Source organism: Ralstonia pickettii (assembly GCF_016466415.2).
GTDB lineage: Bacteria > Pseudomonadota > Gammaproteobacteria > Burkholderiales > Burkholderiaceae > Ralstonia > Ralstonia pickettii.
On sequence record NZ_CP066771.1, the window covers coordinates 313,221 to 335,465 of the forward strand.

23 protein-coding genes are annotated in these 22,245 nt (G+C 66.0%); 8 read left to right on the forward strand and 15 right to left on the reverse strand.

Annotation, left to right across the window (positions count from 1 at the left end; all coding sequences use genetic code 11):
* From RP6297_RS01495 to RP6297_RS01535, 9 genes are all read right to left on the reverse strand, one after another.
* Nucleotides 1–462, reverse strand: coding sequence for a hotdog family protein (locus RP6297_RS01495; RefSeq protein WP_037027642.1), 462 nt, complete (start codon nt 460–462; stop codon nt 1–3).
* Nucleotides 459–1,262: a beta-ketoacyl synthase chain length factor gene (locus RP6297_RS01500; protein ID WP_012761119.1), complete on the reverse strand. Its 804-nt coding sequence runs from the start codon at nt 1,260–1,262 to the stop codon at nt 459–461. Before RP6297_RS01500 ends, RP6297_RS01495 begins: the two co-directional genes overlap by 4 nt.
* A complete protein-coding gene (locus tag RP6297_RS01505) occupies nt 1,259–2,476 on the reverse strand; it encodes a beta-ketoacyl-[acyl-carrier-protein] synthase family protein (protein ID WP_037027640.1) in 1,218 nt (405 codons plus the stop codon). Before RP6297_RS01505 ends, RP6297_RS01500 begins: the two co-directional genes overlap by 4 nt.
* A gap of 73 nt (nt 2,477–2,549) precedes the next feature.
* The gene (locus RP6297_RS01510) at nt 2,550–3,413 is read right to left on the reverse strand and encodes a polysaccharide deacetylase family protein (RefSeq protein WP_037027639.1); all 864 of its coding nucleotides are present in this window, start codon (nt 3,411–3,413) and stop codon (nt 2,550–2,552) included.
* A complete protein-coding gene (locus RP6297_RS01515) occupies nt 3,410–5,830 on the reverse strand; it encodes an MMPL family transporter (RefSeq protein WP_037027638.1) in 2,421 nt (806 codons plus the stop codon). The genes RP6297_RS01510 and RP6297_RS01515 overlap by 4 nt, the downstream gene beginning before the upstream one ends.
* A gap of 13 nt (nt 5,831–5,843) precedes the next feature.
* Complete coding sequence (locus RP6297_RS01520; protein WP_037027637.1) at nt 5,844–6,440, reverse strand: LolA family protein; 597 nt, start codon at nt 6,438–6,440, stop codon at nt 5,844–5,846.
* A complete protein-coding gene (locus RP6297_RS01525; protein ID WP_012761124.1) occupies nt 6,437–7,399 on the reverse strand; it encodes an LpxL/LpxP family acyltransferase in 963 nt (320 codons plus the stop codon). Before RP6297_RS01525 ends, RP6297_RS01520 begins: the two co-directional genes overlap by 4 nt.
* Nucleotides 7,396–9,093 (reverse strand): AMP-binding protein, encoded by a 1,698-nt coding sequence (locus tag RP6297_RS01530; RefSeq protein WP_037027634.1) that lies wholly within the window; start codon nt 9,091–9,093, stop codon nt 7,396–7,398. Before RP6297_RS01530 ends, RP6297_RS01525 begins: the two co-directional genes overlap by 4 nt.
* 25 nt (nt 9,094–9,118) lie before the next feature.
* Nucleotides 9,119–9,793, reverse strand: a complete 675-nt coding sequence (locus tag RP6297_RS01535; protein WP_012761126.1) for a COG4648 family protein — start codon at nt 9,791–9,793, stop codon at nt 9,119–9,121.
* 412 nt (nt 9,794–10,205) lie between these two features.
* On the opposite strand from RP6297_RS01535, the gene RP6297_RS01540 reads away from it, so the two are divergent.
* Together RP6297_RS01540 and RP6297_RS01545 are read left to right on the forward strand one after the other, a co-directional pair.
* On the forward strand, nt 10,206–10,466 hold the full coding sequence (locus RP6297_RS01540; RefSeq protein ID WP_004633317.1) for a phosphopantetheine-binding protein: 261 nt from the start codon (nt 10,206–10,208) through the stop codon (nt 10,464–10,466).
* A 54-nt stretch (nt 10,467–10,520) separates the two neighbouring features.
* Nucleotides 10,521–11,291, forward strand: coding sequence for a glycosyltransferase family 2 protein (locus RP6297_RS01545; RefSeq protein WP_037027631.1), 771 nt, complete (start codon nt 10,521–10,523; stop codon nt 11,289–11,291).
* A gap of 16 nt (nt 11,292–11,307) precedes the next feature.
* Here the strand turns inward: RP6297_RS01545 and RP6297_RS01550 are convergent, their stop codons facing one another.
* Both RP6297_RS01550 and RP6297_RS01555 read right to left on the reverse strand, forming a co-directional pair.
* On the reverse strand, nt 11,308–11,667 hold the full coding sequence (locus RP6297_RS01550) for a TetR family transcriptional regulator C-terminal domain-containing protein (protein WP_223293254.1): 360 nt from the start codon (nt 11,665–11,667) through the stop codon (nt 11,308–11,310).
* A gap of 39 nt (nt 11,668–11,706) precedes the next feature.
* Nucleotides 11,707–11,886, reverse strand: a complete 180-nt coding sequence (locus RP6297_RS01555) for a TetR/AcrR family transcriptional regulator (protein ID WP_037027628.1) — start codon at nt 11,884–11,886, stop codon at nt 11,707–11,709.
* 322 nt (nt 11,887–12,208) lie between these two features.
* Here RP6297_RS01555 and RP6297_RS01560 point away from each other — a divergent pair, with 322 nt between their 5' ends.
* Complete coding sequence (locus RP6297_RS01560; RefSeq protein WP_012761129.1) at nt 12,209–12,790, forward strand: tetratricopeptide repeat protein; 582 nt, start codon at nt 12,209–12,211, stop codon at nt 12,788–12,790.
* Between the two features lie 152 nt (nt 12,791–12,942).
* Nucleotides 12,943–13,776, forward strand: coding sequence for a hypothetical protein (locus RP6297_RS01565; RefSeq protein WP_037027626.1), 834 nt, complete (start codon nt 12,943–12,945; stop codon nt 13,774–13,776).
* 84 nt (nt 13,777–13,860) lie between these two features.
* On the opposite strand, the gene RP6297_RS01570 is transcribed toward RP6297_RS01565, so the two are convergent.
* Genes RP6297_RS01570 through RP6297_RS01580 form a run of 3 tightly spaced genes read right to left on the reverse strand, consistent with a single transcriptional unit; the run spans nt 13,861 to nt 15,570 of the window.
* Nucleotides 13,861–14,670 carry a c-type cytochrome gene (locus RP6297_RS01570; protein WP_037027625.1) on the reverse strand — a complete coding sequence of 270 codons (810 nt, stop codon included), beginning with the start codon at nt 14,668–14,670 and terminating at the stop codon, nt 13,861–13,863.
* 50 nt (nt 14,671–14,720) lie between these two features.
* Nucleotides 14,721–15,134: a DUF6691 family protein gene (locus RP6297_RS01575; protein WP_012761132.1), complete on the reverse strand. Its 414-nt coding sequence runs from the start codon at nt 15,132–15,134 to the stop codon at nt 14,721–14,723.
* Between the two features lies 1 nt (nt 15,135).
* The gene (locus RP6297_RS01580; RefSeq protein WP_012761133.1) at nt 15,136–15,570 is read right to left on the reverse strand and encodes a YeeE/YedE family protein; all 435 of its coding nucleotides are present in this window, start codon (nt 15,568–15,570) and stop codon (nt 15,136–15,138) included.
* A 332-nt stretch (nt 15,571–15,902) separates the two neighbouring features.
* Here RP6297_RS01580 and RP6297_RS01585 point away from each other — a divergent pair, with 332 nt between their 5' ends.
* Together RP6297_RS01585 and RP6297_RS01590 are read left to right on the forward strand one after the other, a co-directional pair.
* On the forward strand, nt 15,903–16,874 hold the full coding sequence (locus RP6297_RS01585; protein ID WP_037027624.1) for an alpha/beta hydrolase: 972 nt from the start codon (nt 15,903–15,905) through the stop codon (nt 16,872–16,874).
* 57 nt (nt 16,875–16,931) lie between these two features.
* The gene (locus RP6297_RS01590; RefSeq protein ID WP_037027623.1) at nt 16,932–17,726 is read left to right on the forward strand and encodes a hypothetical protein; all 795 of its coding nucleotides are present in this window, start codon (nt 16,932–16,934) and stop codon (nt 17,724–17,726) included.
* A 19-nt stretch (nt 17,727–17,745) separates the two neighbouring features.
* On the opposite strand, the gene RP6297_RS01595 is transcribed toward RP6297_RS01590, so the two are convergent.
* On the reverse strand, nt 17,746–18,255 hold the full coding sequence (locus tag RP6297_RS01595) for a gluconokinase (protein ID WP_004633299.1): 510 nt from the start codon (nt 18,253–18,255) through the stop codon (nt 17,746–17,748).
* Between the two features lie 232 nt (nt 18,256–18,487).
* Here RP6297_RS01595 and RP6297_RS01600 point away from each other — a divergent pair, with 232 nt between their 5' ends.
* Together RP6297_RS01600 and RP6297_RS01605 are read left to right on the forward strand one after the other, a co-directional pair.
* Complete coding sequence (locus RP6297_RS01600) at nt 18,488–20,203, forward strand: AMP-binding protein (RefSeq protein WP_037027622.1); 1,716 nt, start codon at nt 18,488–18,490, stop codon at nt 20,201–20,203.
* A 701-nt stretch (nt 20,204–20,904) separates the two neighbouring features.
* The gene (locus RP6297_RS01605) at nt 20,905–22,179 is read left to right on the forward strand and encodes a hypothetical protein (protein ID WP_012761138.1); all 1,275 of its coding nucleotides are present in this window, start codon (nt 20,905–20,907) and stop codon (nt 22,177–22,179) included.
* The last annotated feature ends 66 nt before the right edge of the window (nt 22,180–22,245 follow it).

Below are 22,245 nucleotides of genomic sequence, written 5' to 3' on the forward strand. Positions count from 1 at the left end.
TCATGCAACGGTCGCGTCGAGCACCACGGCGGCGCGACCGGTCAACAGGATGCGTGCGCCACTGCGCACGGTAAAGCGGTACAGCACGTTGATGCCGTCGCCGCCGATGCGTTCGGCTTCGACGTCGAGCGGCGTCTCGATTGTGTCGAGGCGCGGTACGTGTGCCTCAATGCTGCGCACACTGGCGAGAAAGCCGGCGCGCGGACGTGCTTGCGCAGCATCGCACAGGGCGCCATGCACGGCCATCGCCTGAGCGGCGTATTCGATGCCGCAGACAGCCGCCAATTGACCGTGGGAGCGCAACGGGTTGGCAGTGTCACGATGACTCGTGGCGTTGCAACGGATGTGCGCGTCGTCCCAGGCGACGACGGTGTCGAGCAGGCACATCGTGCCGCTGTGTGGGATACGCGCTGCAATCCAGTCGCGATCGAGCGGCGGGGTTGGCTGCGCGCTGGACGTCATGTCGTGCCGAGAGTGATGTCGACCTGCACGCGGGTTTCTGCCAAATACTCCAGCACCACCCGGCCTTGGCGCCCTTCGGCCAACGCTTCCAGCAGCGGCAGCGCGCGGGCTGCGGCGTTGCCGTGCCACAGCGTTTCGAGCCCGGGTTCTGCCAACGCCGTTAGCGGCGCGTCGGTCAGCGCAACGTCAATGCGCGCGAGCGTGCGCGGGCCGGCTTCGGGCGCGAGCACCAGCGCCACTGCAAACAGATCGGGCACGGCGCGCACCGCGTTCAGCGGTTCCGGGTAGTCGCCGTCATAGGCGATCAGCAGCGTTGGCGTGGCGTCAATTGCGACCTGGCAGAGGCTGTCCAGCAGGCCGGCGGCAAAGCTGCCGTCGTACGCGCACAGCACGTTGGACGGTGCCATCGCGTGCGTGGCGATGCTCCAGTAGCCGGCTGGCGCGTTGTGCACGGAGTTGTGAAAACGCGTAGGTGAGAGCTTGCGGTCGTCCCCCGCCAGGGTTTCACAGATGGCGTTGCAGTTATGGCCGTCGCCGCCGGACGAACTGAAGACCGTGGCCAGCGTAGCGGCATCGCGTCCGCTGGCAGCGACAGCCTCGTGGCCGACTGCCAGGGCGAGCTTGACCACCGGCCCCGTGCGGCGGCGTTCGGCCGACGGCAGGCCGGCTGGCGGCGGCAACTCGGTCGGTGCGTGTGCGTAGCGCGCACGGCCGGCAAGCACGTCTGTCGTATGCGACCAATCCGGCAGACCGGGCCCGAGGATGCCGACGCTCTCGATGAAGGCGCTGAGTCGGGTCATGACGACAGGCCCAGGTGATCTGCGCGGCCGAAGACCAGGCTGCAATTCGTGCCGCCAAATCCGAAGGCGTTGCTGAGTGCCGTGCGAACGCGGGCGTGGCCGCTCTCCGTCAGATAGTTGGCGATGAGCGCCGGGTCCGGTTGCGTGGTGTTGATGCCGGCAGGCAGAAATTGATGGCGCAGCGCCAGTGCTGTGATCACGGCTTCCAAAGCTCCGGCCGCGCCCAGCGTGTGGCCGGTCGCGCCCTTGGTCGAACTGCACGCCGTGCTGTGGAACAGCGCCTGGATGGCGCGGGACTCCGCTGCGTCATTGCTGGGTGTGCCGGTGCCGTGCAGGTTGATGTAGTCGATGTCCGCCGTGCTCAGGCCGCTGGTAGCGAGCGCTTGCGCCATGGCAGCGCGTGCCCCCAGCCCTTCGGGGTGCGGCGACGACATGTGATGCGCATCGCTCGATTCGCCAATGCCGAGCAGCAGGATGGCATCGTCGTCCAGCGCGTCGTTTGCCTCGGGGGCACGCTCCAGCAGCGCAAAGGCGGCGGCCTCGCCGATGGAGATGCCGTCACGCGCCACGTCGTACGGACGGCACGGTTGCCGCGACAGCAGTTCCAGCGAGTTGAACCCGTACAGCGCCGTCAGGCACAGCGAATCGACACCACCAACCACCGCCGCATCGATCAGCCCCGCAGCCAGCATGCGCCGCGCCGAGGCAAACACCTTGGCCCCCGACGAACACGCCGACGAGATCGCCATGGCCGGCCCGCTCAACCCGAAGTACGCGCGCACAAATGCGGCTGGAGAATAGATATTGTGCGTCTGCGCGTAGTGAAAGCTGGCCGGCAGCGCGCCCGTTTGCGGATCGCGCTGCTGGTAGGCGCGTTCCGTTTCGAGAATGCCCGACGTGCTGGTGCCGATGAACACGCCGACGCGCGCGGCGCCATGGCGGACTTTGGCGGCTTCAACGCTTTCGGCAAAGCCGTCCTGTGTCAGCCCGATCTGGGCGAGCCGATTGTTGCGGCAGTCGAAATCGGCCAGGTCTGCGCGTACGGGCGCGGCATCGGCGCCAGGCACTTCGCCGATCCACGTGTCGAGATCGGCGCGCGGGAAGGTGCACGGCGCGAGGCCGCCCCGTTGCCCGCGCAACGCGTCGAGCGTGGCGTCAAGGCCACGTCCGAGGCAGCTCGTGGCGGTGAAATGCGTGAGCAGGACGGGCTTCACTGGGGGCGATGTCGCGGCGATGGTGGGGTGGGATGGTTCGGCAGACTGGCGTGCCGATCGTTAACAAATTTTATCAAATGGCCATTTGCGGGCGCGCGGGCTGCGCCGGCTGGGCCGGGAGGGCAGCGCGCAACGTCGTGCACTGCAATTGCGCGCGCGCGGCGGTTTCGAGCACCTTCGGCAATACGGTCAGCAAAACAGGCGCGCCGTGTGCATCGCGCGCCGCATGGCCGTCGTGGAGCAGCAGGATGTCTTGGGGCGCCAGACCGTGCAGCAGGCGTTGGGTGACGGCTTCGGGATTGCGCGAGCGGGTATCGAAGCCGCGGCGCGTCCAGCTCGCCAGTTGCAGGCCAAGCTGGCACAGCACGGGCTCCAGAAACGGGTTGCGCAGTCCGGCCGGCGCGCGGAAGAACAGCGGCCGCGTGCCGGTGATTTGCGTGAGCGTGTCCTGTGCGGCAGCAATCTCGCGCCGCAACGCGCCTGGCCCCTGCAGCGAGAACGTATGCCGGTGGCGCTGACTGTGGTTTTCCACCGCGTGCCCGCGCGCGACGATGGCCTCGACGCAGCGCGGGTGCCGCTGCGCCAATTCGCCGATGCAGAAGAAGGTGGCTTTGGCACCGTACCGGTCGAGCACGTCCAGTACGCGCGGCGTGACATCGGGGTCAGGGCCGTCGTCGATGGTCAACGCGATGTGCCGCTCCGCCGTGACGGGCAGACGTGTCCAGTTCGGGCCGAGCCAGCTGCTGCGCGGCCACAGACCGCCGGCCATCAGCACGAGATGCGAAGCGATGACGCTGCCGCCCGCCCACGGCCACGTCGATGGATCAGCCGCAACGGCAACGGCCGCACCGGCGTGCAGCGCCAGCGCGCCGTTGATCAGCGGGCTCGGCTTCCAGCGGCGGGCCGTGCCAAGCGGTGAGGTGGTCGGTGAGTTCATGCGGCGGCGTGCTGATCGTGATGGGCGCGTGGCGCCAGGATGGCGGAAAACACGAGCGCAAGCATGGCGCCCGGGCCGACGGTCAATCCGAACGTCTCAAGCATCGGCACGCGGGAGAAGGCCAGCAGCCCGAAGCCGGCCACCGTTGCCAGGTTGGCCACCAGCAGTGACACCAGCGTCTGTGGAGCAATGGCCTGGGTGCGCTGATTGAAGAACAGCGCGTAGTTTGATCCCACCGCCACGATCAGCAGCATGCCGACCAGATGCAGGATGGTCAGCGGCACGCGCGCCAGTGCAAAGCCGGCCGTCACCACCAGCACCGCCGCCACCAGGGGCGCCAACGCCCGCAAGGTCCGCTGCGGCGAACGCAGCGCCACGATCAGCAGCAACGCGATCGCCGCAAAACCGGCAAGCGAGAGGCGAAGGTCTTCGCGCACGTAGTTCACGTACATCCGATCGGCTTCGGCCTTCATGTCGACGAAGAGCGCGCCGGGCACGTCCGCTTGTTCGACGGCGGAGCGAATTGGGGTGGCGTCCAGGCTGGGACGACTTATGGCGTCATTTGCGGCACCCGGCGCGGCCGCTGGTGCACGCAATGGCAGCATGGCGCTCCATTGTCCTGCGCGCTTGGTCAGCAGCGCGTCCACCGCCAATGCCATCGACGTGCCCTTCAGGTCTTCGCGCCGCAAAAGGGGCTGCCCGCGTGCCGCATCGACATCGGCGACAAACGGGGCGAAGAGATCGGGTTTTACGCGGATCGGCTGGTCTTCCACCGCGCTGCGCATGCGTGTGGCCAGTGCATCGGCCGCCGGCAAGCTCGCGAGGCGCGCGCGCTGTGTGGCATCGCTCGGCAGGTAGCGCGCGGGATTCTCGAAGCCGGCGAGCACGCCGTTGTCCACGAGCGGTTGCAGTTGCGTGGCGATCTTCTCGGCGCCTTCAAGCGCGGCCTGTTCCGTTGCTGCCGGGATCACCACCAGATAGCGCACATCGGGTGCCCCCACGTCTGCGCGCAGGCTGGCGTCAAGCGCCTGGCTCTTCGCAGGGACGGGGCTCAGCGCGGCCAGTTCGCGGCTCCACAAGCCATCGCGATGCAGCGCAAGTGTCGTGCATGCACCGATGAGCACCGCCGCCAACAGCCAGCGCAGGCGCGGCGCGGCAGACGTCGCCCGCGTCAGCCACGCGCCCACGCGCGAAAGATCACGCGTCGCCACTTCTGCACCACGCAGATGCGGTAGCACGTAGCGCGTGACGAGCGCGGCCGTTACTAACCCCACAATCGAATACAGCCCCAGTTGCACCAGGCCGGGAAAGCCCGAGAACAGCATCGACGCAAAGCCGCATACCGAGGTCAGCACACCCAGGCGGATGGTCGGCCAGTACGTGGCAATCCATGCGCGCAGGCTGTCGTTGGCGGTGGCGCCGCGCAGGCGGGCGGATTGCACAAACAGGTAGATCGAATAGTCGACTGCCTCGCCGATGAGCGTGGTGCCGAACCCGAGCGTGAGCCCGTGCACCGCGCCGAACGTCAGGCTGACGGCTGCCACGCCCGCCGCCACGCCAGACAGCACCGGCAGCAACCCCAGCACCACCGTGCGCGGTGAGCGGTACACCGTCAGCAGCAGTGCCACCACGAGTACGAGGCTGACGGCGGAAAGCCGCTCGACGTCGTGCTTGATGGTGTTGCGCGATTCGACGGAGAACACGCCCGGGCCGGTCATCAGGAGGCGCGTTGACGCTGCGTGTGGCACCGCGCGCGCAACCGCATCGAACGCACGGCGCACGGCATCAATGGCATGCGCCTGTGCGTCAGTGTCGGAGCCGGCGGCCGTTGTCTGCACGACCAGCACGGCACGCTGGCCATCGCGCGACGCCCACACGCCGTGCTTTGACGACGGCAGCGCGGTGTTGTCGAGCTGGCTGACGAGTGCCGCCACCTCGCCGGTCGGGTCACGCGGCAGCATGTTCTTGGCGACGAGCCCTGCCGATGAACTCAACAGATCGAGGCTTTCGCCCAGCGCCGCATGTAGCCCTTCGGCGGAAAAGCGCTGCGGCGTGACCGCGGGGCTCAGCACGTAGCGGTGGTCGAAGATGAACTGCCGGTCGCGCGCTTCGCTCACGGGCTCACCGTTGTTGACGGCGTTGAATTGCGTGTCGGTACGCAGCCTCGCAGCGAGCTGCTTTGACAGCGTTGCACGGGTGGCCGCGTCATCACCCTCGATGCTGACGAGGATGAGCCGCGACACGAGCCCCTCGCGCAACTGGTCGACCAGCACGCGTTGCTCGGCACTCGGCGATCGCGGCAGAAACGCCGACAAGTCCGCCGTAAAGCTGGTACGTCCGATCACGACCGCGCACAGCAGCAGGCCGGTCAACCAGACCAGCACCGCAGGGCGACGCAGGGCGTGCAAGCGTTTCATGTGCGCGCCATCCTTAGTTGCCGGGCACGCGCTGCAGGCGCATCAGCGAATGATCGCCGTCGGCCTGGCGGATGGCGACACTGCGCAGCACATCGCGCGTACCTTCCAGCGTGACGGTGCTGACGACCTTTTGCATGCGCGCGTCGATCGGCGAAAGGGTGAGCGTCCAGTCATCGCCGTGGCCCGCGATGGCGACCTTGTAGATCGCTTCGAGCGCGTAGCGGTTACCGGCCAGCGTCGCGCGGATGCTCTCGATAAAGGCGCCCAGCTCGGGGTACTGCGACAGCGGCATCGTGAACGTGCGCTGATTGCGCTCCACGGTCAGCTTGTCACCGTCGATGACGAGATGCTCGGGCTTCGGCGCCAGGGTGTGCTTTTCCAGATGATCGGGCGCGACGAACACCAACTCGCCGGACGATTCGATGGGCTGGGCCGCGATCGACAACGTCTTTGTTTCCGTGAACGTGGCGCGCCCCGATTTGTTGCGCGCGAGCGTCGACATCAGTCGGTCGAGTGTCCAGGCGGTATCCGCAGCGTGAGCGGTCGCGCCCAGCATGCTGGCCGCGAGCAAGGCCAGGAAGGCGCGGAAGAATGGGCGCGTTGCAGTCATGGCGTTTGCGTGGTCTGGTGGTCGGCGGGGGTGTGATCCGGCGCTCCGGCCGCGTCGGCATCCTGCCAGAAGTCGAAGTAATTGAACCAGTTGTACGGTGCGGTGCGGCAGTAATGTTCAACGCGTTCCACATAGCGGCCGAGCGCGGCTTGCACGGCGGCGGCGCGATCTTCGCGGCGCACATCGGCGAAATCCGCCAACAGATCGAAATGCACGGCGTAGCGGTTGCCGCCCAGGTGCAGCCCCGTCATGAACAGCACGGGGCGTTTGAGCATGGCGGCCATGTGCAGCGGCCCCAACGGAAACGCCGCCGGGCTGCCGAGAAAATCCATGTGCCGGACTGACGGCCCCGCATCGCGCAACAGCGTGCGATCGGCCAGCATGCCGACGAGCCGGTTGTCATCCAGCGCTTCGCGCACCCGCAGCATGGCGTCTACCTGGCCCAGCGGAATCACCTCAGGCGCCGCGGCCGGGTTGATGGCGGCAACGGCCGCGTTGATGTTTCGCGCGTTCTCTTCGTACATGGCGACAGCCACGCGTAGATCCGGCACCGTCCGGCCGAGCGCGCGTACCACCTCGAAACTGCCCAGGTGCGCGCCCAGCAGGAACGCGCCGCGCCCCTGCGCCAGCACGTTGTGCACGTGCTGTTGGCCCTGCAACTGGATGTCGAACAGACCGAAGCGCCCGCTGATCAGGTAGATGCGGTCATGAATGGTCGTGGCGAACGTGAGCATGTGGCGGAACACCTCACGCAACGTTGCAGGGCGGCCGAACGCGCGGCGCAGATACTCACGCGAAGCACGCCGCGCCGCTGGCGAGGCCGCCACGAAATACAACGCAATCAGGCGCAGCAGGACCCGGCCAAACGGCCGCCCGAGCCGCAGCGAGAGCCACGTCATCAGGCGCAGCAGCGCGAGGTTGCTGCGCTCCGGCCGCTCGGCCCAGTCGGAGCGCTTCATGCGGCAACGCCCTCCGGTGCCGGGGCAGACAGCACGCCGCTGGCCACTTCACGTTCGCCCGCGCGGATTGTGAAGCGCACGGCGTTGCTTGCCGTCGTCTCGAACGCGAGATCGAGCACTTCCCCGGGTGCCGCAGGACTGAGAAACTTGGCCGAGTTGATCTTGCACGCATCAAGCGAGCGGCCCTGCGCCGCACCGATCGTGTGAAGCGCATGGTCGAGCAGCACCACGCCCGGCACGATCGGATGGCCAGGAAAGTGCCCCGGCAGCGCGGGGTGATCAGCGGGAATCGTGAAGCGCATGCCGTGCTTGTGTGCGTTGCGGTGCGAATGCTGCGCGATCAGCGCGGCCAGCACGTCGCGCGCCAGTTTGCCGGTTTCGTTGCGCGGCAGCGCGTCCACCAGCAGCAGCGGACGCGGCATAAACGCTGCGTCGATGCGGTCGTGCAGGGCACGCAGCACATCCGCCGCGCTGAGGCCCGGCGCCACAACCAGCGCCACCAGGCGCGTGACTGCCGCGCTGCCGTGCTTGTGCGGGGCGGCGGGCGCATCGTTCGGCATGTAGAACACGCCGTCCACCACACCGGCAATCGCGTTGAGTTGATGGTTCAGATACGCCAGCGACGACCGCTTGCCTGCAATGTTGATCAGATCGGCCTTGCGCCCGTGCAGGAGAAAGTGCGTGTCGTCGATCAGTTCGATCGCGTCACCCATCGGTACCGGGGTTTCGACGTGTTCGCCATAGACCCACACCGTCGGGCCTTCGTCTGCCGGCGTGCCGGCGCGCGATTCCATGCGGACATCGGGGTACAGGTGCCACGCCGTTTCCTGCGCGGTGCGGCGCGTCGCCACCTGGCCGGTTTCGGTGCTGCCGTAAATCTCCAGGAGCGGCGCGGATAAGCGCGTCTCGGCCTCGCGCGCCAGCGCCTCCGAGAGCGGCGCAGTGGCCGACAGCACGAGCGATGCGCTCGGCAAGGCGGCCTCCGATGCCAGCAGCGCTCGCAGATGCACCGGCGAGGTCACCAGCACGCGCGGCTGCGGCACCGCCTCCAGCGCCTCGCGAATGTCCGCCGGATAGAACGGCTGCCGGCTGCTGAACGCCAGGCCACCTTGCAGCGCCAGCAGCACCGTCACCTCAAAGCCGTACATGTGCTGCGCCGGCACGGTGCCGACCAGCGTGAACGCGCGCCCGTCGCCCAGGCCGAGATGGTCGACGGCCGTGCGCATGCAGCGCACCAGCGCGCCCCACGTCTTGCGGTGCGGCACCGGCGTGCCCGTCGATCCGGACGTAAACAGCACCGCCATGATTTGCGAGGCGTCGATCTGCGGCACGTCGATGGGCGCGGTGTCGGCATCCAACGCATCGGGATAACAAAAGCCCGGCAGGTCGACGGGGCAGGCCGCCGCGTCGTGCAGGCAGAACACATCCGGCGCGAATGCCGAAAGCTGACGCACCATCTGCGGCGTCTGCATGGGCGGCAGCAGGCTGATCTTGCCGGCCACCAGCGTCGCGCACAGGCCGACGGCAAAGCGGTAACGGTCTGCGCAGGCATTGAATACGTGGGCGCCTGGCGGCAGCATCGGGGCCAGCGCCATCACATCGGCCAGGAACGCGCGTGCGGAGACGGGCGTACCGTCACGCCAGGCAAGCGTGTGGTCGAGCGTTGAATGGGAGACCAGCGGGTAAGTCGGCATGAAGCGAATCTTGAAGCGTGCGGGTTCAGCGGGGGCGCTCTGTGGCGATGGGCGTTGCGTGCCTGGATTGCTCCGATTGTCGATAGGCGCGCACCGCATCGAACAGGCTGGAGTGTGGCTCGCCGCGCAGCACGATGCGGCGGCATAGGTATTCCGCCACGAACATCACGCCCACCAGCGGCAGCGACAGGTAGTTCGCAAACGTCGACCACGTGACGGTGGGTGCCGTGGCAAACAGCAGCGTGGATACGGCGGCGGTCACCAGGAAAAACAGCGTCCACGCCAGCGTGACTTGCCGCGAGTAACGCGCAATGCGCGGCGTCAGCGTGCCGTGCACCATGTGAGCAAAGTGCGTGCACAGCGGCTCGCGCCCCGCCACCAGCGTGCGGCCGAACACGTAGGCCATCATCAGGTTGAAGCTTGCATGCTCGAGGTACAGGCCCCAGTCAAAATGCGCTGCCAGCGGCGCGCGCGCCCTCCACAGCACTGAGCAGACGAGCAACCACAGCGGCAACAGCCATGCACGATGCGTGGTACGTGTGGCCGCCACCAGCGCGATTGCCAACGGCGGTAACAGCGCCATTGCCAGGCCCACGCCATGCGCGCCCGGCGTGGCCGCTGCGTAATGCGCACCGACCTGATACGCCACGATCGCACCCACGCCCGCCGCGCCTCGCGCAAAGCTGGTCAGTCGGTGCATGGCAGGGCAAGGTGCGGGGAGCGGCGCTGCATGGTTGTCGTAGGGGAGTGCACGGCAGTTTCATCGTAGGGCGGGGCACATTCTAGGGCCCCGAGCCTGTCTCGCCCGATCCGGCGGCGGCGTGTTTGTAACTGGATGTACGCGCTCGGCCGGCCGTGCGACGGCGCCCCTTGCCGCTTTGTGGCGCCACACAAGCCGTTGAATCGTTTGCGTCACTTCGTGAAAGCGCCGCGATATGCGGTGTTTGTCACGGTTTCGCGCTATACGGGGTGTACCCCTTCGTCTAGAATCCGCCTAGCTTAAACGACCCCCTTCACAGGCTGGGCTGGACAAGGCAGGGGCTTCGCGCAAGGAGAACGTCGTTGGCTCTGGCCGCAATCCCCGCTACATGCCGCCTGTGGTTGCAAGACCGATGAACGACCTGGAAAAAGAGCTCGCCGCGCTCATGATCGGCGAACTGAATCTCGAAGACATTCAACTCGATGCCCTGACCGCCGACACACCGCTGTATGGCGAAGGATTCGGACTCGATTCCATCGATATCCTCGAAGTTGCGTTGCTGATCTCCAAGAAATACGGCTTCGAGCTGCGCTCGGGCGATCCCGATAACCAGAAGATCTTCGCCTCGCTGGGCTCGCTCGCGGCCTACGTGGCAGAACACCGCACGCGATAGGCTCGCGCCAGCGCCCGACGCATTCCGCTTTCAACGTTTGGCCGGACCGACGCCATGCCGATGACCGGCGCTTCCACTTCGCACCTCGTTCTGATTCCAAGCTACAACCCTGGCCCCAAGGTTGACGACACCGTGCGCAGTGCGCGCGCACAGTGGAACCCGGTCTGGGTGGTGGTGGACGGCAGTACCGACGGCAGCACCGAACGCTTGCAGGCCATGGCCGCGCAAGACCCGGGGCTGCGGGTGATCGTGCTGCCGCGCAATCGCGGCAAGGGCGTGGCCGTACTGGCTGGTCTGGAGGCCGCTGCGGCAGCAGGCTTTACCTACGTGCTGACCATGGACGCCGATGGGCAGCATCCTGCCAACCTGATCCCCGAATTCATGGCTGCCTCGCAGGCGGCGCCCGACGCGATGATCCTCGGCCAGCCGGTGTTCGACGCAACGGCGCCGCAGATGCGTGTGCAGGGCCGGCGCCTGTCCAATGGCTGCGCGGACATCGAGACCCTGTGGGCTGGAATTGGCGATACGCTGTTCGGCTTTCGCGTTTATCCAATTGCACCGCTGGCCGAGATCATGCGCCGGCAGAGCTGGATGCGCGGTTTCGATTTCGACCCGGAAGCGGCAGTGCGCCTGTGCTGGGCCGGCGTACGTCCGATCCGGCTGGCGGCGCCGGTGCGTTACTTCCGCCCGAACGAGGGCGGCGTGTCGCATTTCCGGTATCTGCGTGACAACATCCTGCTGATCGCGATGCATCTGCGCTTGGCGGCTGAGGGCTTGCTGCGCTTGCCCTCGATGATCGCGCGACGCCTGCAGCGCGGTTGGTAGTCCGCGGCAGGCGGATTCAGACCGCTTCCGTGGCGGCCCTGGCCTGGTGCAGCAGGGTTTCTGCGGCGTGCCAGGCTTGTGACGCGGCAGACGGATCGCCAATCGCGCGGGCGTCGGCCGTGACGCCCGCGAGCAGCATCACGTACACCCCGGCAAGCCGGCGCGCCGTGTTGGCGGGCACCACATCATTGAGCAGCGTTTCCATCATTGCGAGCAGATCGTCGCGGTAGAGCACCGCCACGTCGGTGACCTCGGGGCAGGTGTCGCCAAACTCCGCCAGCGCGTGCTCGAACAGGCAGCCCGCGAACTCTGGAGTGCGGAACCACGTGCCGTACCGGTCGAAGATGCCCTTGAGGCGGGTGGTGGCGTCAGGCATGGGGCCGAGCTTCCCGGCAATGCTGCCCACGACGAAGCTCTAGCGTTGCTCCAGCACTTCCTTGATCAGATCTTCCTTGCCGGCAAAGTGCCGGTACAACGTCATACGCGCGACGTCGGACTCATCGATGATCCAATCGACGCCCTCGGGGTGAAAGCCGTGCCTGGAAAACAGTTCGCCGGCCTTGTCCACCACCTGTTGGCGCTTGCTTTCGCGCATTGCCACCTCTCTTGTTTGCTGTGCCGCATGTTAGCGCCGGGTTTTTTTGGGCCGTGGATTCGGCCGGAGGGCCGGCGGCTGCAAGGCGTTGTTGCCGCGTCAGCTTTATGCTTTGGTAACACAGCTGCACAAGGTTCCGGCTAAAGTAGGCCGATCCGTATCATCAGCCCGCAAATCCTACCGGAGCGGGGAAGAGAAAGCGTTGTGCAGCCGAGCTGGCGGCGCCGGTTTTGCGAACGGGATCGCAAAAAAGACCGGCACTTGCCAGGTTGTCAACGGAGTTTCTCTCGATCAACAGCAACAATAAAAAGGGGTGAGGCGAATGCGGAATCGTTTGCTGATGTTGGGCGTCGTCTCGCTGCTTGCTGCATGTGCCCAGCCGCAGCCGCCCAGCGATGTGGTGCGGGTGTGCGACGACCGCGGCTGTGCCGATCGGCCGAAGGCGCAGGTGGCTTTTGACCAGGCGAATATCCCCGACGAAGATCCGCGCATCGTCGCCCTCAAGGACGTTGCCAAGCGAGAACCCAAGGCGGCGTATGACCTGGGTCTGCGCTACTTCCGCGGCGACGGCGTCCGTCAGGACAGCTACCAGGCACTGAACTGGATGCGCGAGGCGGCCGAGCACGGCAACCTGCAGGCGCAGAAGGCGCTCGGCGCGTTCTACCTGTTCGGGCTGGAAGAGATGGGCTCCGATCCGCGCGAAGCTGAGAAGTGGCTCTCTATTGCCGTGAGCCGTGGCGACAAGGAATCGAAGAAGCTGCTCGAGCAGGCCCGCGCCGCCAAGAAATCCGACGAAGACGACTACAAGTGGCGCGCGCAATGGCGCAGCACCTACTACGGCTATTGGTATTCGGGTTATCCATACCTTGGCGTCTGGCGCCAGACGGGCTGGTACTGGTACTGAGCACGCACGGCAGTCAGCCGTTTCAAAGCGTTTCAAGGCAGTTCGGGGAGGGGGGAAGCCTGTTGCACACCTCGCACGCCTGATCAAGGGGGGCTTATTGAGTCGCAGGACGCATAAGCCAAACATCGACTCAATGTGAGCCACATAACAATATGAAAACCAATCTTCTCCGCCGCACTGCCAAGGCCGCAGGCGTGGCACTCATCACCGCTTCCCTGGCCGCGTGCGCAGGCGGCGGCATGGTGACCCCGGGTGGCCAGAACGCGGGCGTGAGCGGCGCTGCGGCCGGTGGCTCCAGCGTGGGCGCAGACCCGACGCTGGAGCGCTGCGCCTCCCCGCTGGGCACCATCGCCATGGACGATGGCCGCAACGCCGACTGGTACGGCCAGTTCGGCAGCGCCACCAAGGTGACCACCATCGACCCGCTGCTGCGCATGGCTGTGCAGCAATCGAACTGCTTCGTGATCACGTCGATCGGCAACCAGAAGACCGACGCGCGCCTGTCGCGCATCACCGATCTGCAGCGCAACTCCGGCGAATACCGTGCCGGCTCCAAGCAGCAGAAGGGCCAGCGCGTGGCGGCTGATTACTACATGGAGCCGCAGATCATCATCAACGACTCGCCGGTCGGCGGTGTGGCGGGTGCCGTGGGCGGTCTGCTGGGTAACAGCGCCATCGCCGCGTTGGCCGGCAGCGTGAAGTCGAAGGCTTCTGTCGTGACGCTGACCCTGTTCGACGTGCGCTCGGCCGTGCAGATTGCGGCAGCCGAAGGCAGCTCCACCGCCACGAACTACGGCGCGGTGTTGGCAGGCTTTGGCGGTGGCGTGGGCGGCGGTCTGGCGGGCTTCTCGGCGACGCCGGAAGGCAAGGCCACGGTGGTCGCGTTTATCGACGCGTGGAACAAGATGGTCGTCGCGCTGCGCAGCTACAAGGCGCAAGACGTCAAGGGTGGCCTGGGCCGCGGCGGTCAGTTGAAGGTCAACTGATCGCGTTCTGCGCCCGCAAGGCGCGGAACCAAAAAAGCCTGCGGCGGTGGCGTCGCAGGCTTTTTGTTTTGAGTCGCGCGGCCCTCAGCGGGCATCTTTCGGCTTGTCGCCCTTGGGCCAGTCGTTGGCGCGCGCGGCATAGTCCGGGCGCGGCTGCTGGGTAAAGAAGGCTGCCACATCGACTGCCTCCTGTGCGGTGAGCGTGCCGCCCTGGCCCAGTGGCATGTTGTGCTTCACGAAGGCAGCCGCGGTGTACATGCGCGCCATGCCCGCACCAACGTTGAACGAATCCTTGCCCCATAGCGGCGGCATCAAGTAACCGCCTTGCGGGTTGGGCAGCCCCTGGCCTTCGGCGCCATGGCAGGCTGCGCAGCGCTGGGCGTAGACGGCCTTGCCGTTGTCGCGGTTCGGGGCGAGCGCGGTGTCGATCTTTTCAAAGCCGCGCCCCGTCACGTTGGTGCCCACAGGCACGCCGCTGGAGAGCCATTTCATGTAGGCGAGAATGGCATTCATGTCTTCGCCGTCGAAGGCGATGGGCTTGCCGTTCATCGAGCGCTGGAAGCAATCATTCACGCGCTGCTGCAGCGAGATGACGGCGCCGCTGCGCGAGCGGTACTCCGGAAACGCGGCAGTCAGCCCGACCCATGGCGATGCGTAGGGCGTCGTGCCGCCATTCAGGTGGCAGCTCGTGCAGTTCAGGCCGTTGCCCACGTTATGCGGCAACTGGCGCTTGGTGTCGGTGAGGATCAGCTTGCCGCGCTTGATGGCCTCGCCCACGGGCCCCGCCGGGATCGTGGCTTCGTCCGGCACCGGCAGCGTGGCCGGTGCGGTTTGTGCGAATGCGGATGTGCCGATGGCCAGCGCCATTGCGGCGCAGAGCTTGCGCAGCGTCATGTTGTCCTCTGTAGGTGGGTTATCGGTTTGTATGCGGCACTGCCGCCAGCCTAGCGCTTGCGTTGCAGCCAACTGAAGACAGCCATGCCCGCCAGCATGGCGGCGACAAAACCGACAGCCTTTGGCACGCCCGCGCCCAGCGCCACCAATGCCGGCCCCGGGCAGAAACCTGCCAGCCCCCAACCGATGCCGAACACGGCGCTGCCGAGCACGAGCCGCGCGGTCACGCCTGTTGCCGAAGGCAATTGGATCGGCGTGCCAAGCCACGAGCGGCCGCGCCGACCCGCCACAAAGAAGGCGATCACGCCAACGGCAATCGCTCCGGCCATCACGAATGCCAATGAAGGATCCCATTGGCCGAACAGATCGAGAAAGCCGAGCACCTTGGCCGGATTGGCCATGCCCGACACGATGAGCCCCGTCCCAAACAGCAGGCCCGCGACGAGTGCGATCACGATGGCCATGTCAGCCTCCGAACACGTGCCGCACCACGAACACGGTGACGATGCCGGCAGTCATGAAGGAGAGGGTGGCCACCAGCGAGCGCACCGAGCCGCGCGACAACCCGCACACGCCGTGGCCGCTTGTGCAGCCGCCTGCGTAGCGTGTTCCGATGCCGACCAGGAACCCAGCCGCCAGCACCTCACCCCAACCGGCGGCGATCTCCGGAACCACGGGGTGGCCAAGCAGTGCGGCAACCACTGGCGCCCCCATCAGGCCGATCAGGAACGCGATGCGCCAGTCCATATCGCCGCGCGGGCGCAGCAGCAGCCCGCCGACGATGCCGCTGATGCCGGCAATGCGGCCGGTGCCCAGCACCAGCACGGCCGCCGCCAGCCCGATGATCAGGCCGCCGACGAGCGCCGCGCCTGGAGTGAAATGTGTGAAGTCGATCGACATGTGAAGCAGGGGGAACAATCTAGGTTCGAATAATATATAAATTTATAGATTGTTTGTCATGTGCCGAGGCAAGGAAGCGCCAGGCGCGGTGCCCGGCGCGATGGAGGCGAGGCCTCAAAACCGGACGACATAGCACGTGCTCAACGCGTGGAGAGGCAAGACAATGCGGCTGTGCCCGGCACCCTGGCTGCGATGCCTTGAGTAGGCTTGATGCTGCGGTTTCGCAGACGGCGTTGCCCGATGGGGACACTCGCCGTTCAAACAGGGTGCGAACCGATTGTCTGGGTAGCGCTTCCTCGCTAGGCTGGGACTTTGCAGCGGAGGGTTGCGCGATGAGCTGGCAGAACTGGGTCGTCTCTAGGATGGTGCGCAACCAGATCAAGAAGCCGACCGAGCGGGAGCCCTTCGACCCCATCGCCACGCGCCTGCATGCCGAGAAGCGCAAGATGCCTTCGCCGGTGGAATTGCCGCCGGATTGGCGTATCGTCCCGGCCTCTGGAGCCAACGGCGATGGCCTCACCGGCGAATGGATCGAACCCGCTGATCGAGACCTGCATGACGACGCGCCCGTCGTCCTGTATCTGCATGGCGGCGGCTATTTTTTCTGCAGCCCCCGCACACATCGCCCGATCACCATTGGGCTTGCCACACATGCGCGTGCCCGCGTGTGCGTCCCGGACTACCGGCTGGCACCCGAGCACCCGTTTCCCGCGCCGGTCGAAGATGCGCTGTTGACGTACCGCACGCTGCTGGCACAGGGCGTGGCGCCATCGCGCATCGTGGTGGCGGGCGATTCCGCGGGCGGCGGGCTGGCATTGGCGCTGCTGGTGGCCTTACGCGATGCGGCCGATCCGCTGCCGGCGGGCGCCGTGCTGTATTCGCCGTGGACGGATCTTGCCGCCACCGGCCAAAGCCTGATCGAAAACGATGAATCCGACGTGATGTTTCGCGGCGCGTGGATGGCGCATGGTGCGGCGTTGTACCTGGGCGATTCGGGCGCACCGGCCGACCATCCGCTCGCCTCGCCGCTGTATGCAGATTTCACGGGCCTGCCGACGCTGCACTGCTATGTCAGCACCAGCGAAGTGCTGCGCGACGACACCCTCCGAATGGCCGAGCGCGCGCGGGCGGCCGGGGTATCCGTTTCGGTAGAAATGGGGCGGCGGCTTCCGCACGTGTGGCCGATCTTCTATCCTTTCCTTCCAGAGGCGCGCGTAGCGCTCAAACGATCGGGCGAGCAGATCAGGCGACTGGTTGCCGCCCAGCACAAGAACCGAGAACCGGTGGAACTGACACCGGCCTGACCCAGCCGGCGGCGCCCCTGCGTAGCCCGGTCGGGATGCGCAAACGGGGAGCCCAACATGCGTCGGGTGGTGGTATTGGGTGTGGTGCTGGCCGTGGCGGCCGGCGCCTGGCAGTGGAGCCGGCTGCATCGGCTGAGGCTGGCCGATGTGCGTTTTGCTCCGATCGAAAATGTTCTTGCCGCGACCGGGGTCGCGGGCGCCCCTGCGCGCAATGCCAACAAATCCCACTGGCTCAAGGCCTGCGACCAGGCGCTGGGCCCGATGCGCGTGGAGGTGCGCGCCACTGAAACGCCGCTGTCCTTTTCCAACGACCGCTCGGTCGAGCAACTGACAGCCGAGGCGCCGCCGTACGACCGCTCAGCGCGCGTGCTCGGCAAAACCTATGCGACGCTCGTGGCGCGATTCGACGTCAACAGCCGCTACATGGCCATCGCGACGCAGCCGGCCACGACCTGCCTGCGGCCGTCCATTTCGGTGGAACTGGTGCTGAGCAACTTTCGGGTGACGGTGGCGCGTGAATTTGCGCCGGGCACTTGCGCCTACAACGCCATCCGCGAGCATGAGTTGCGGCATGTGGCCGTGAACCGAGCGGTGCTGCCGCACGCCGCCGAGGTGATCCGCAAGGAGATCGAGAGCGAATACGGCGGCCGGCTCTATTTTGGAGATCCGGACCGCATTGCCGCAGATTTGCAAGCAGCGCTCACGCGCCATTGGCTGCCGCGTGCGCAATCGCTGATCGAACTGGGCTTGCAGGCGCACGAGCAGATCGATACGGCGCGTGAGCGGGAGCGTATGAGCCGCGTGTGCAACGGCGAGGTGCAGGCCGTGTTGCAGCAACTCACGCGCAGCTAGCGCGTGGACGCGTGCGAGTTCAGGCGGCCGGACGGTGCGCGGCGCGTGCCTGCAGTTGGGCGACAGCCTCGTCGACGATAGCTTCGGGCGGCAGCGCGATGTCGACGATGACGGCGTCGGTCGGCTCTTCCAGCGCGTCGAACTGGCTGCGTAGGAGGCTCGGATTGAAGAAGTGGTCTTTCCGGGCGGCCAGTCGGCCTTGCAGCAGATCGAAGTCGCCCTTCAGGTAGACGAATTCGGCGTTGCCGGCGGCGCCGCGCAGCACGTCGCGGTAGCGCTGCTTGAGAGCGGAGCAGGCAACCACCAGCGACTGCCCACTGCTCGTCTTCTCGTCCATGTAGGCGCGGATGGATTCGAGCCAGGGTTTGCGGTCATCGTCGTTCAGGGGGATGCCTGCGTGCATCTTGGCGCGGTTGGCCTCGGAGTGAAACTCGTCGCCATCACGGAAAGCGCAGCCCAGCCGCTCGGCAATCTTCTGGCCCACCGTGGATTTGCCGCAACCCGAAACACCCATTACCACTACGATCATCGTCATTCCCTACGTGCAAGAAAGCGCAAAACATCAGGCCGGCATGTTAGCGCGTTGATGAGGTTGCCCGCCGATTTTTGCTGCTGCAGTGCAGCAATTGTTCCGCATCATTGTTCGTCTGAGAACGGATTGCCAAATGCGTCAAGCTGCGTCAAATTGCGATCAATGCAGTGGCTACAAATCATTCAGAACAAGGTCCCAAAAAGGCCAACGTTGATTGGAGGAGACATCCATGGCTGGTGAGGTTTTCGACGCGCGACCGCGCAACGGTGCGTCATATGTGGTGGGCGATACAGCGGTGCCGCTGGCGCACGTGACAGTCTCGGCGTTACTGGCGGAAACGGTGCGCCGCTGCCCTGACGACGAGGCGGTTGTGTTCCGCGAGCAGAACGTGCGCTGGACGTGGCGTACCTTTGCTGAACAGGTCGATGCGCTGGCCGCCGGCCTGCACGCACTGGGGTTGGAACGCGGCGACCGCATCGGCATCTGGTCACCCAACCGCGTCGAATGGGTGCTCACGCAGTTCGCGACGGCGCGCCTGGGGCTCATCCTCGTCAACATCAACCCGGCATATCGGCTGTCGGAGCTGGAATACGCCCTCAACAAGGTCGGCTGCAAGGCCATTGTGGCGGCCGAGGCGTTCAAGACCTCGCGCTACCTGGAAATGCTGCAGACGCTGGCGCCGGAACTGGCGTCTGCGCAGCCCGGCGCCCTGAACGCGGCCAAGCTGCCGGCCTTGCGCTGGGTCATCCGGATGGGCGAGGCCAATACGCCGGGCATGCTCAACTTTGCCGACGTTGTTGCGCGTGGAAAAAGCGTACCCGTTGATGCGCTGGATGCCATCACGGCCACGCTGTCGCCCGACGATGCGATCAACATCCAATTCACCAGCGGCACGACGGGCGCACCCAAGGGCGCCACGCTCACGCACGTCAACGTCGTCAACAACGCGCGCTTCGTTGCCATGGCGATGAACCTGCAAGAGGGCGATCGACTGTGTATTCCGGTGCCGCTGTATCACTGCTTCGGCATGGTCATGTCGGTGCTGACCTGCACGGCGACCGGCGCATGCATGGTGTTTCCGGGCGAAGCGTTCGACCCGCTGGCCACGCTGCGCACGGTGGCGGAAGAACGCTGCACGCAACTGCACGGCGTGCCGACGATGTTCATTGCGCAGCTCGATCATCCTGACTTCAAGCGCTTTGACGTATCGACGCTGCGCGGCGGCATCATGGCCGGCTCGCCGTGCCCGATCGAGGTGATGAAGCGCGTGGTGTCGGAATTGAATCTGCGCGAAGTCACCATCGCGTATGGCATGACCGAGACGAGCCCTGTGTCGTTCCAGAGTGCGGTAACGGACCCGCTCGACAAGCGCGTCACAACCGTTGGCCGCATCCAGCCGCATCTGCAGGTCAAGCTCGTGGATGGCGCGGGAGAGGTGGTGCCGGTGGGGGAGAAGGGCGAACTGTGCACGAAGGGCTATTCGGTCATGCTTGGCTACTGGGACGACGAGGCCAAGACCGCCGAATCGATCCAGGACGGCTGGATGCGTACAGGCGATCTGGCAACGTTCGATGCCGAGGGCTACTGCAACATCGTCGGCCGCGTGAAGGACATGCTGATCCGCGGCGGCGAGAACGTTTACCCGCGCGAAATCGAAGAGTTTCTCTTCCGGCATCCGAAGGTGCAGGCCGTCAACGTATTTGGCGTGCCCGACCCGAAGTACGGTGAAGAGGTTTGCGCGTGGATCGTGCTCAAGCCCGGCCAGCAGGCCACGGAAGAGGAGATCCGCACGTTCTGCCAGGGCCAGATCGCGCACTACAAGATTCCGCGCTACATCCGCTTCGTCACCGAGATGCCGATGACGGTGACGGGCAAGGTGCAGAAGTTCGTCATGCGCGACCGCATGATCGAAGAACTCAAGCTGACGGTGGCCGCCACGGCCTGAACTGAGCTTGCGGTATCGCGGTTGAAATGCGAACGGGTTGCGCGCGGTTTGTTGTTGCCATGACGATGCTTGCCGCGCGCGGTTTTGTTCGCCTGCCTGGGCAACGCCCGAGGTGGAAACCGAGACGCGTCTCCCGCGTGCGTCTTGCTGATAGGAGGCACTCGCAGTCAACCGTCCACTCAGGACCGTGCGCTTGCGGTGCGCACATCAACGGGACGCGCCACCTGACCCGACGTGCGCCACGGGATGCTCTCCTGCCGGTGACCCGCCGCTCACGCAATGTGAGCGCCGATGCGCCGATGTATCGCGCCTGAAACAGCTGGCCAATCGTTCGTCTTAAACACCCTGGCCGCGTGCATGCGTGTGTGCCGACAGCGTCTTCGCGCGAAGGTCATGCAGGCCGTGGCCATCATGGGCGACATGGGGGTGTATCAGCGCTGCAACCGAAAGGGCGGAAACGGGCCTCCACAAATGCACGTCTCGACACGATTGCGCGGCAGTGCGTGCACCTCTGCACGCGGGTGTCAGTGAATCTCTTGCGATTTCAACCACTTAGAACAGCCGTGTAAAGCGTGCCCGGAAGTTGGCACCGATTATGCAAACGAGCCGCCCCGGGGTGGGTCATGTTTTTCCCACAGGCAGAGCGCACCAGCCCTACTGGCTGCGTTTCAGCCGTCCCTCTCACCTTTATGGAGTGCGTTATGAAGAAGACCTTACTGGCCACCGCGATCGCCATGGGATTGGGGGTCTCTGGCGTTGCATTGGCTGATATCGGCAATACGGCGTCCGGCGCGGGTGACAAGACCCAAACCACCACATCAACCATCAACAGAACCAGTACTGACACAGACACCACGACAACGACCACAGCAACGGACAATTCCAACCAACACAACAACTCAAGCCAAGGCAGCAACCGCGACAACAGCGGTACAGCCAGCGCCACAGGCTACGGCACTGCAGCCAGCAATAACGGCGGTGTGTCGACCGCGACCTTCACCAACTCCTTCAACACGAGCAAGGCGATTGCCATCTCCAAACTGGAGGGCACGGTCACCAACCTCAGCATTTCGGGGATCGGGAACGTCGCCACCAATAACGGAGGCTCGGCCAACGGCGGCGCCGGCGGGCGTGGCGGTTACGGCTATGGCGGCGCAGGTGCGGGCGGCAACGGTGGCGCTGGCGGCGCAGGCGGCGGCGGCGGCGCGGGTGGCAGCTCGGGCAGCGTGACGCACGGCAGTGCAACCAACGGTGGCGCGACGGCCGGCAATGGCGGTAATGGCGGTGGCGCTGCAGGCAACGCAGGCAGTGGCGGTAGCGGCGGCAGTTCCGGCACGCTGTCGGCGAGCCTGGGCGCCGGCCTGGGTGGCTTGGCAGGCAGCGCCAGTGCGGCGGGCGGCGGCGCTGGAGGCAGCGGCGGTGGTGCCGGTGGCTCCGATGGCGGTGACGCCAATCACCATCACGGCTCAGGCTCAGCAACGGGTGGCGCAGCAGCCGCGGCCGGCGGAAACGGCGCGGCGGGCGGCACCGGCACCAGTGGCAGCTCTACCGCGTCTGGTGGTGCAGGCACTGGCACGAGCACGGCCACCGGCACCAGCACAGGTGGTGCAGGCGCGGCAGGTGGGGCCGCTACCAACGTAGCCGGTACTGGCGGTGCAGGCGGTACTTCCACGAACGGCAGCGCGACCAACGGCGCAGCATCGTCCACGGCAGGCAATGGTGCCGTTGGCGCCGTGGGTGCGGCTGGTGGTGCAGGCGGTGTCGGCAATGGTGGCGTCGGCAATGGTGCGGTGGGTGGCACCGGCGGTGCAGGCGGCACGGTCATGGTGGACGCAGGCACGTTCAACATGTCCAACGCCATGACCAGCGTCGGTCAATCCGCAGCTGGTGTGATGGTGGCGAGCCAGAACAGCGGCTTCGCTTCCCTCATCCAGCAAAGCATCAACGTGCAGGCCAACCTGAACGTGGGCAAGTAGCCCGGTATCGGGCATGAGCGGGGAAGTGCCGCTGCGCGAGCGATGATGCTCAGCGCATGACGGTGG

Coding starts and splice junctions, on each gene's coding strand:
- RP6297_RS01550 (WP_223293254.1), bottom strand. CDS start 11,667: ATGCCTGACGCCACCACCCGCCTCAAGGGCATCTTCGACCGGTACGGC.
- RP6297_RS01535 (WP_012761126.1), bottom strand. CDS start 9,793: ATGCACCGACTGACCAGCTTTGCGCGAGGCGCGGCGGGCGTGGGTGCG.
- RP6297_RS01555 (WP_037027628.1), bottom strand. CDS start 11,886: ATGCGCGAAAGCAAGCGCCAACAGGTGGTGGACAAGGCCGGCGAACTG.
- RP6297_RS01570 (WP_037027625.1), bottom strand. CDS start 14,670: ATGACGCTGCGCAAGCTCTGCGCCGCAATGGCGCTGGCCATCGGCACA.
- RP6297_RS01520 (WP_037027637.1), bottom strand. CDS start 6,440: ATGACTGCAACGCGCCCATTCTTCCGCGCCTTCCTGGCCTTGCTCGCG.
- RP6297_RS01515 (WP_037027638.1), bottom strand. CDS start 5,830: ATGAAACGCTTGCACGCCCTGCGTCGCCCTGCGGTGCTGGTCTGGTTG.
- RP6297_RS01500 (WP_012761119.1), bottom strand. CDS start 1,262: ATGACCCGACTCAGCGCCTTCATCGAGAGCGTCGGCATCCTCGGGCCC.
- RP6297_RS01575 (WP_012761132.1), bottom strand. CDS start 15,134: ATGGCCATCGTGATCGCACTCGTCGCGGGCCTGCTGTTTGGGACGGGG.
- RP6297_RS01510 (WP_037027639.1), bottom strand. CDS start 3,413: ATGAACTCACCGACCACCTCACCGCTTGGCACGGCCCGCCGCTGGAAG.
- RP6297_RS01580 (WP_012761133.1), bottom strand. CDS start 15,570: ATGTCGATCGACTTCACACATTTCACTCCAGGCGCGGCGCTCGTCGGC.
- RP6297_RS01560 (WP_012761129.1), top strand. CDS start 12,209: ATGCGGAATCGTTTGCTGATGTTGGGCGTCGTCTCGCTGCTTGCTGCA.
- RP6297_RS01530 (WP_037027634.1), bottom strand. CDS start 9,093: ATGCCGACTTACCCGCTGGTCTCCCATTCAACGCTCGACCACACGCTT.
- RP6297_RS01495 (WP_037027642.1), bottom strand. CDS start 462: ATGACGTCCAGCGCGCAGCCAACCCCGCCGCTCGATCGCGACTGGATT.
- RP6297_RS01600 (WP_037027622.1), top strand. CDS start 18,488: ATGGCTGGTGAGGTTTTCGACGCGCGACCGCGCAACGGTGCGTCATAT.
- RP6297_RS01590 (WP_037027623.1), top strand. CDS start 16,932: ATGCGTCGGGTGGTGGTATTGGGTGTGGTGCTGGCCGTGGCGGCCGGC.
- RP6297_RS01565 (WP_037027626.1), top strand. CDS start 12,943: ATGAAAACCAATCTTCTCCGCCGCACTGCCAAGGCCGCAGGCGTGGCA.
- RP6297_RS01595 (WP_004633299.1), bottom strand. CDS start 18,255: ATGATCGTAGTGGTAATGGGTGTTTCGGGTTGCGGCAAATCCACGGTG.
- RP6297_RS01525 (WP_012761124.1), bottom strand. CDS start 7,399: ATGAAGCGCTCCGACTGGGCCGAGCGGCCGGAGCGCAGCAACCTCGCG.
- RP6297_RS01545 (WP_037027631.1), top strand. CDS start 10,521: ATGCCGATGACCGGCGCTTCCACTTCGCACCTCGTTCTGATTCCAAGC.
- RP6297_RS01540 (WP_004633317.1), top strand. CDS start 10,206: ATGAACGACCTGGAAAAAGAGCTCGCCGCGCTCATGATCGGCGAACTG.
- RP6297_RS01605 (WP_012761138.1), top strand. CDS start 20,905: ATGAAGAAGACCTTACTGGCCACCGCGATCGCCATGGGATTGGGGGTC.
- RP6297_RS01585 (WP_037027624.1), top strand. CDS start 15,903: ATGAGCTGGCAGAACTGGGTCGTCTCTAGGATGGTGCGCAACCAGATC.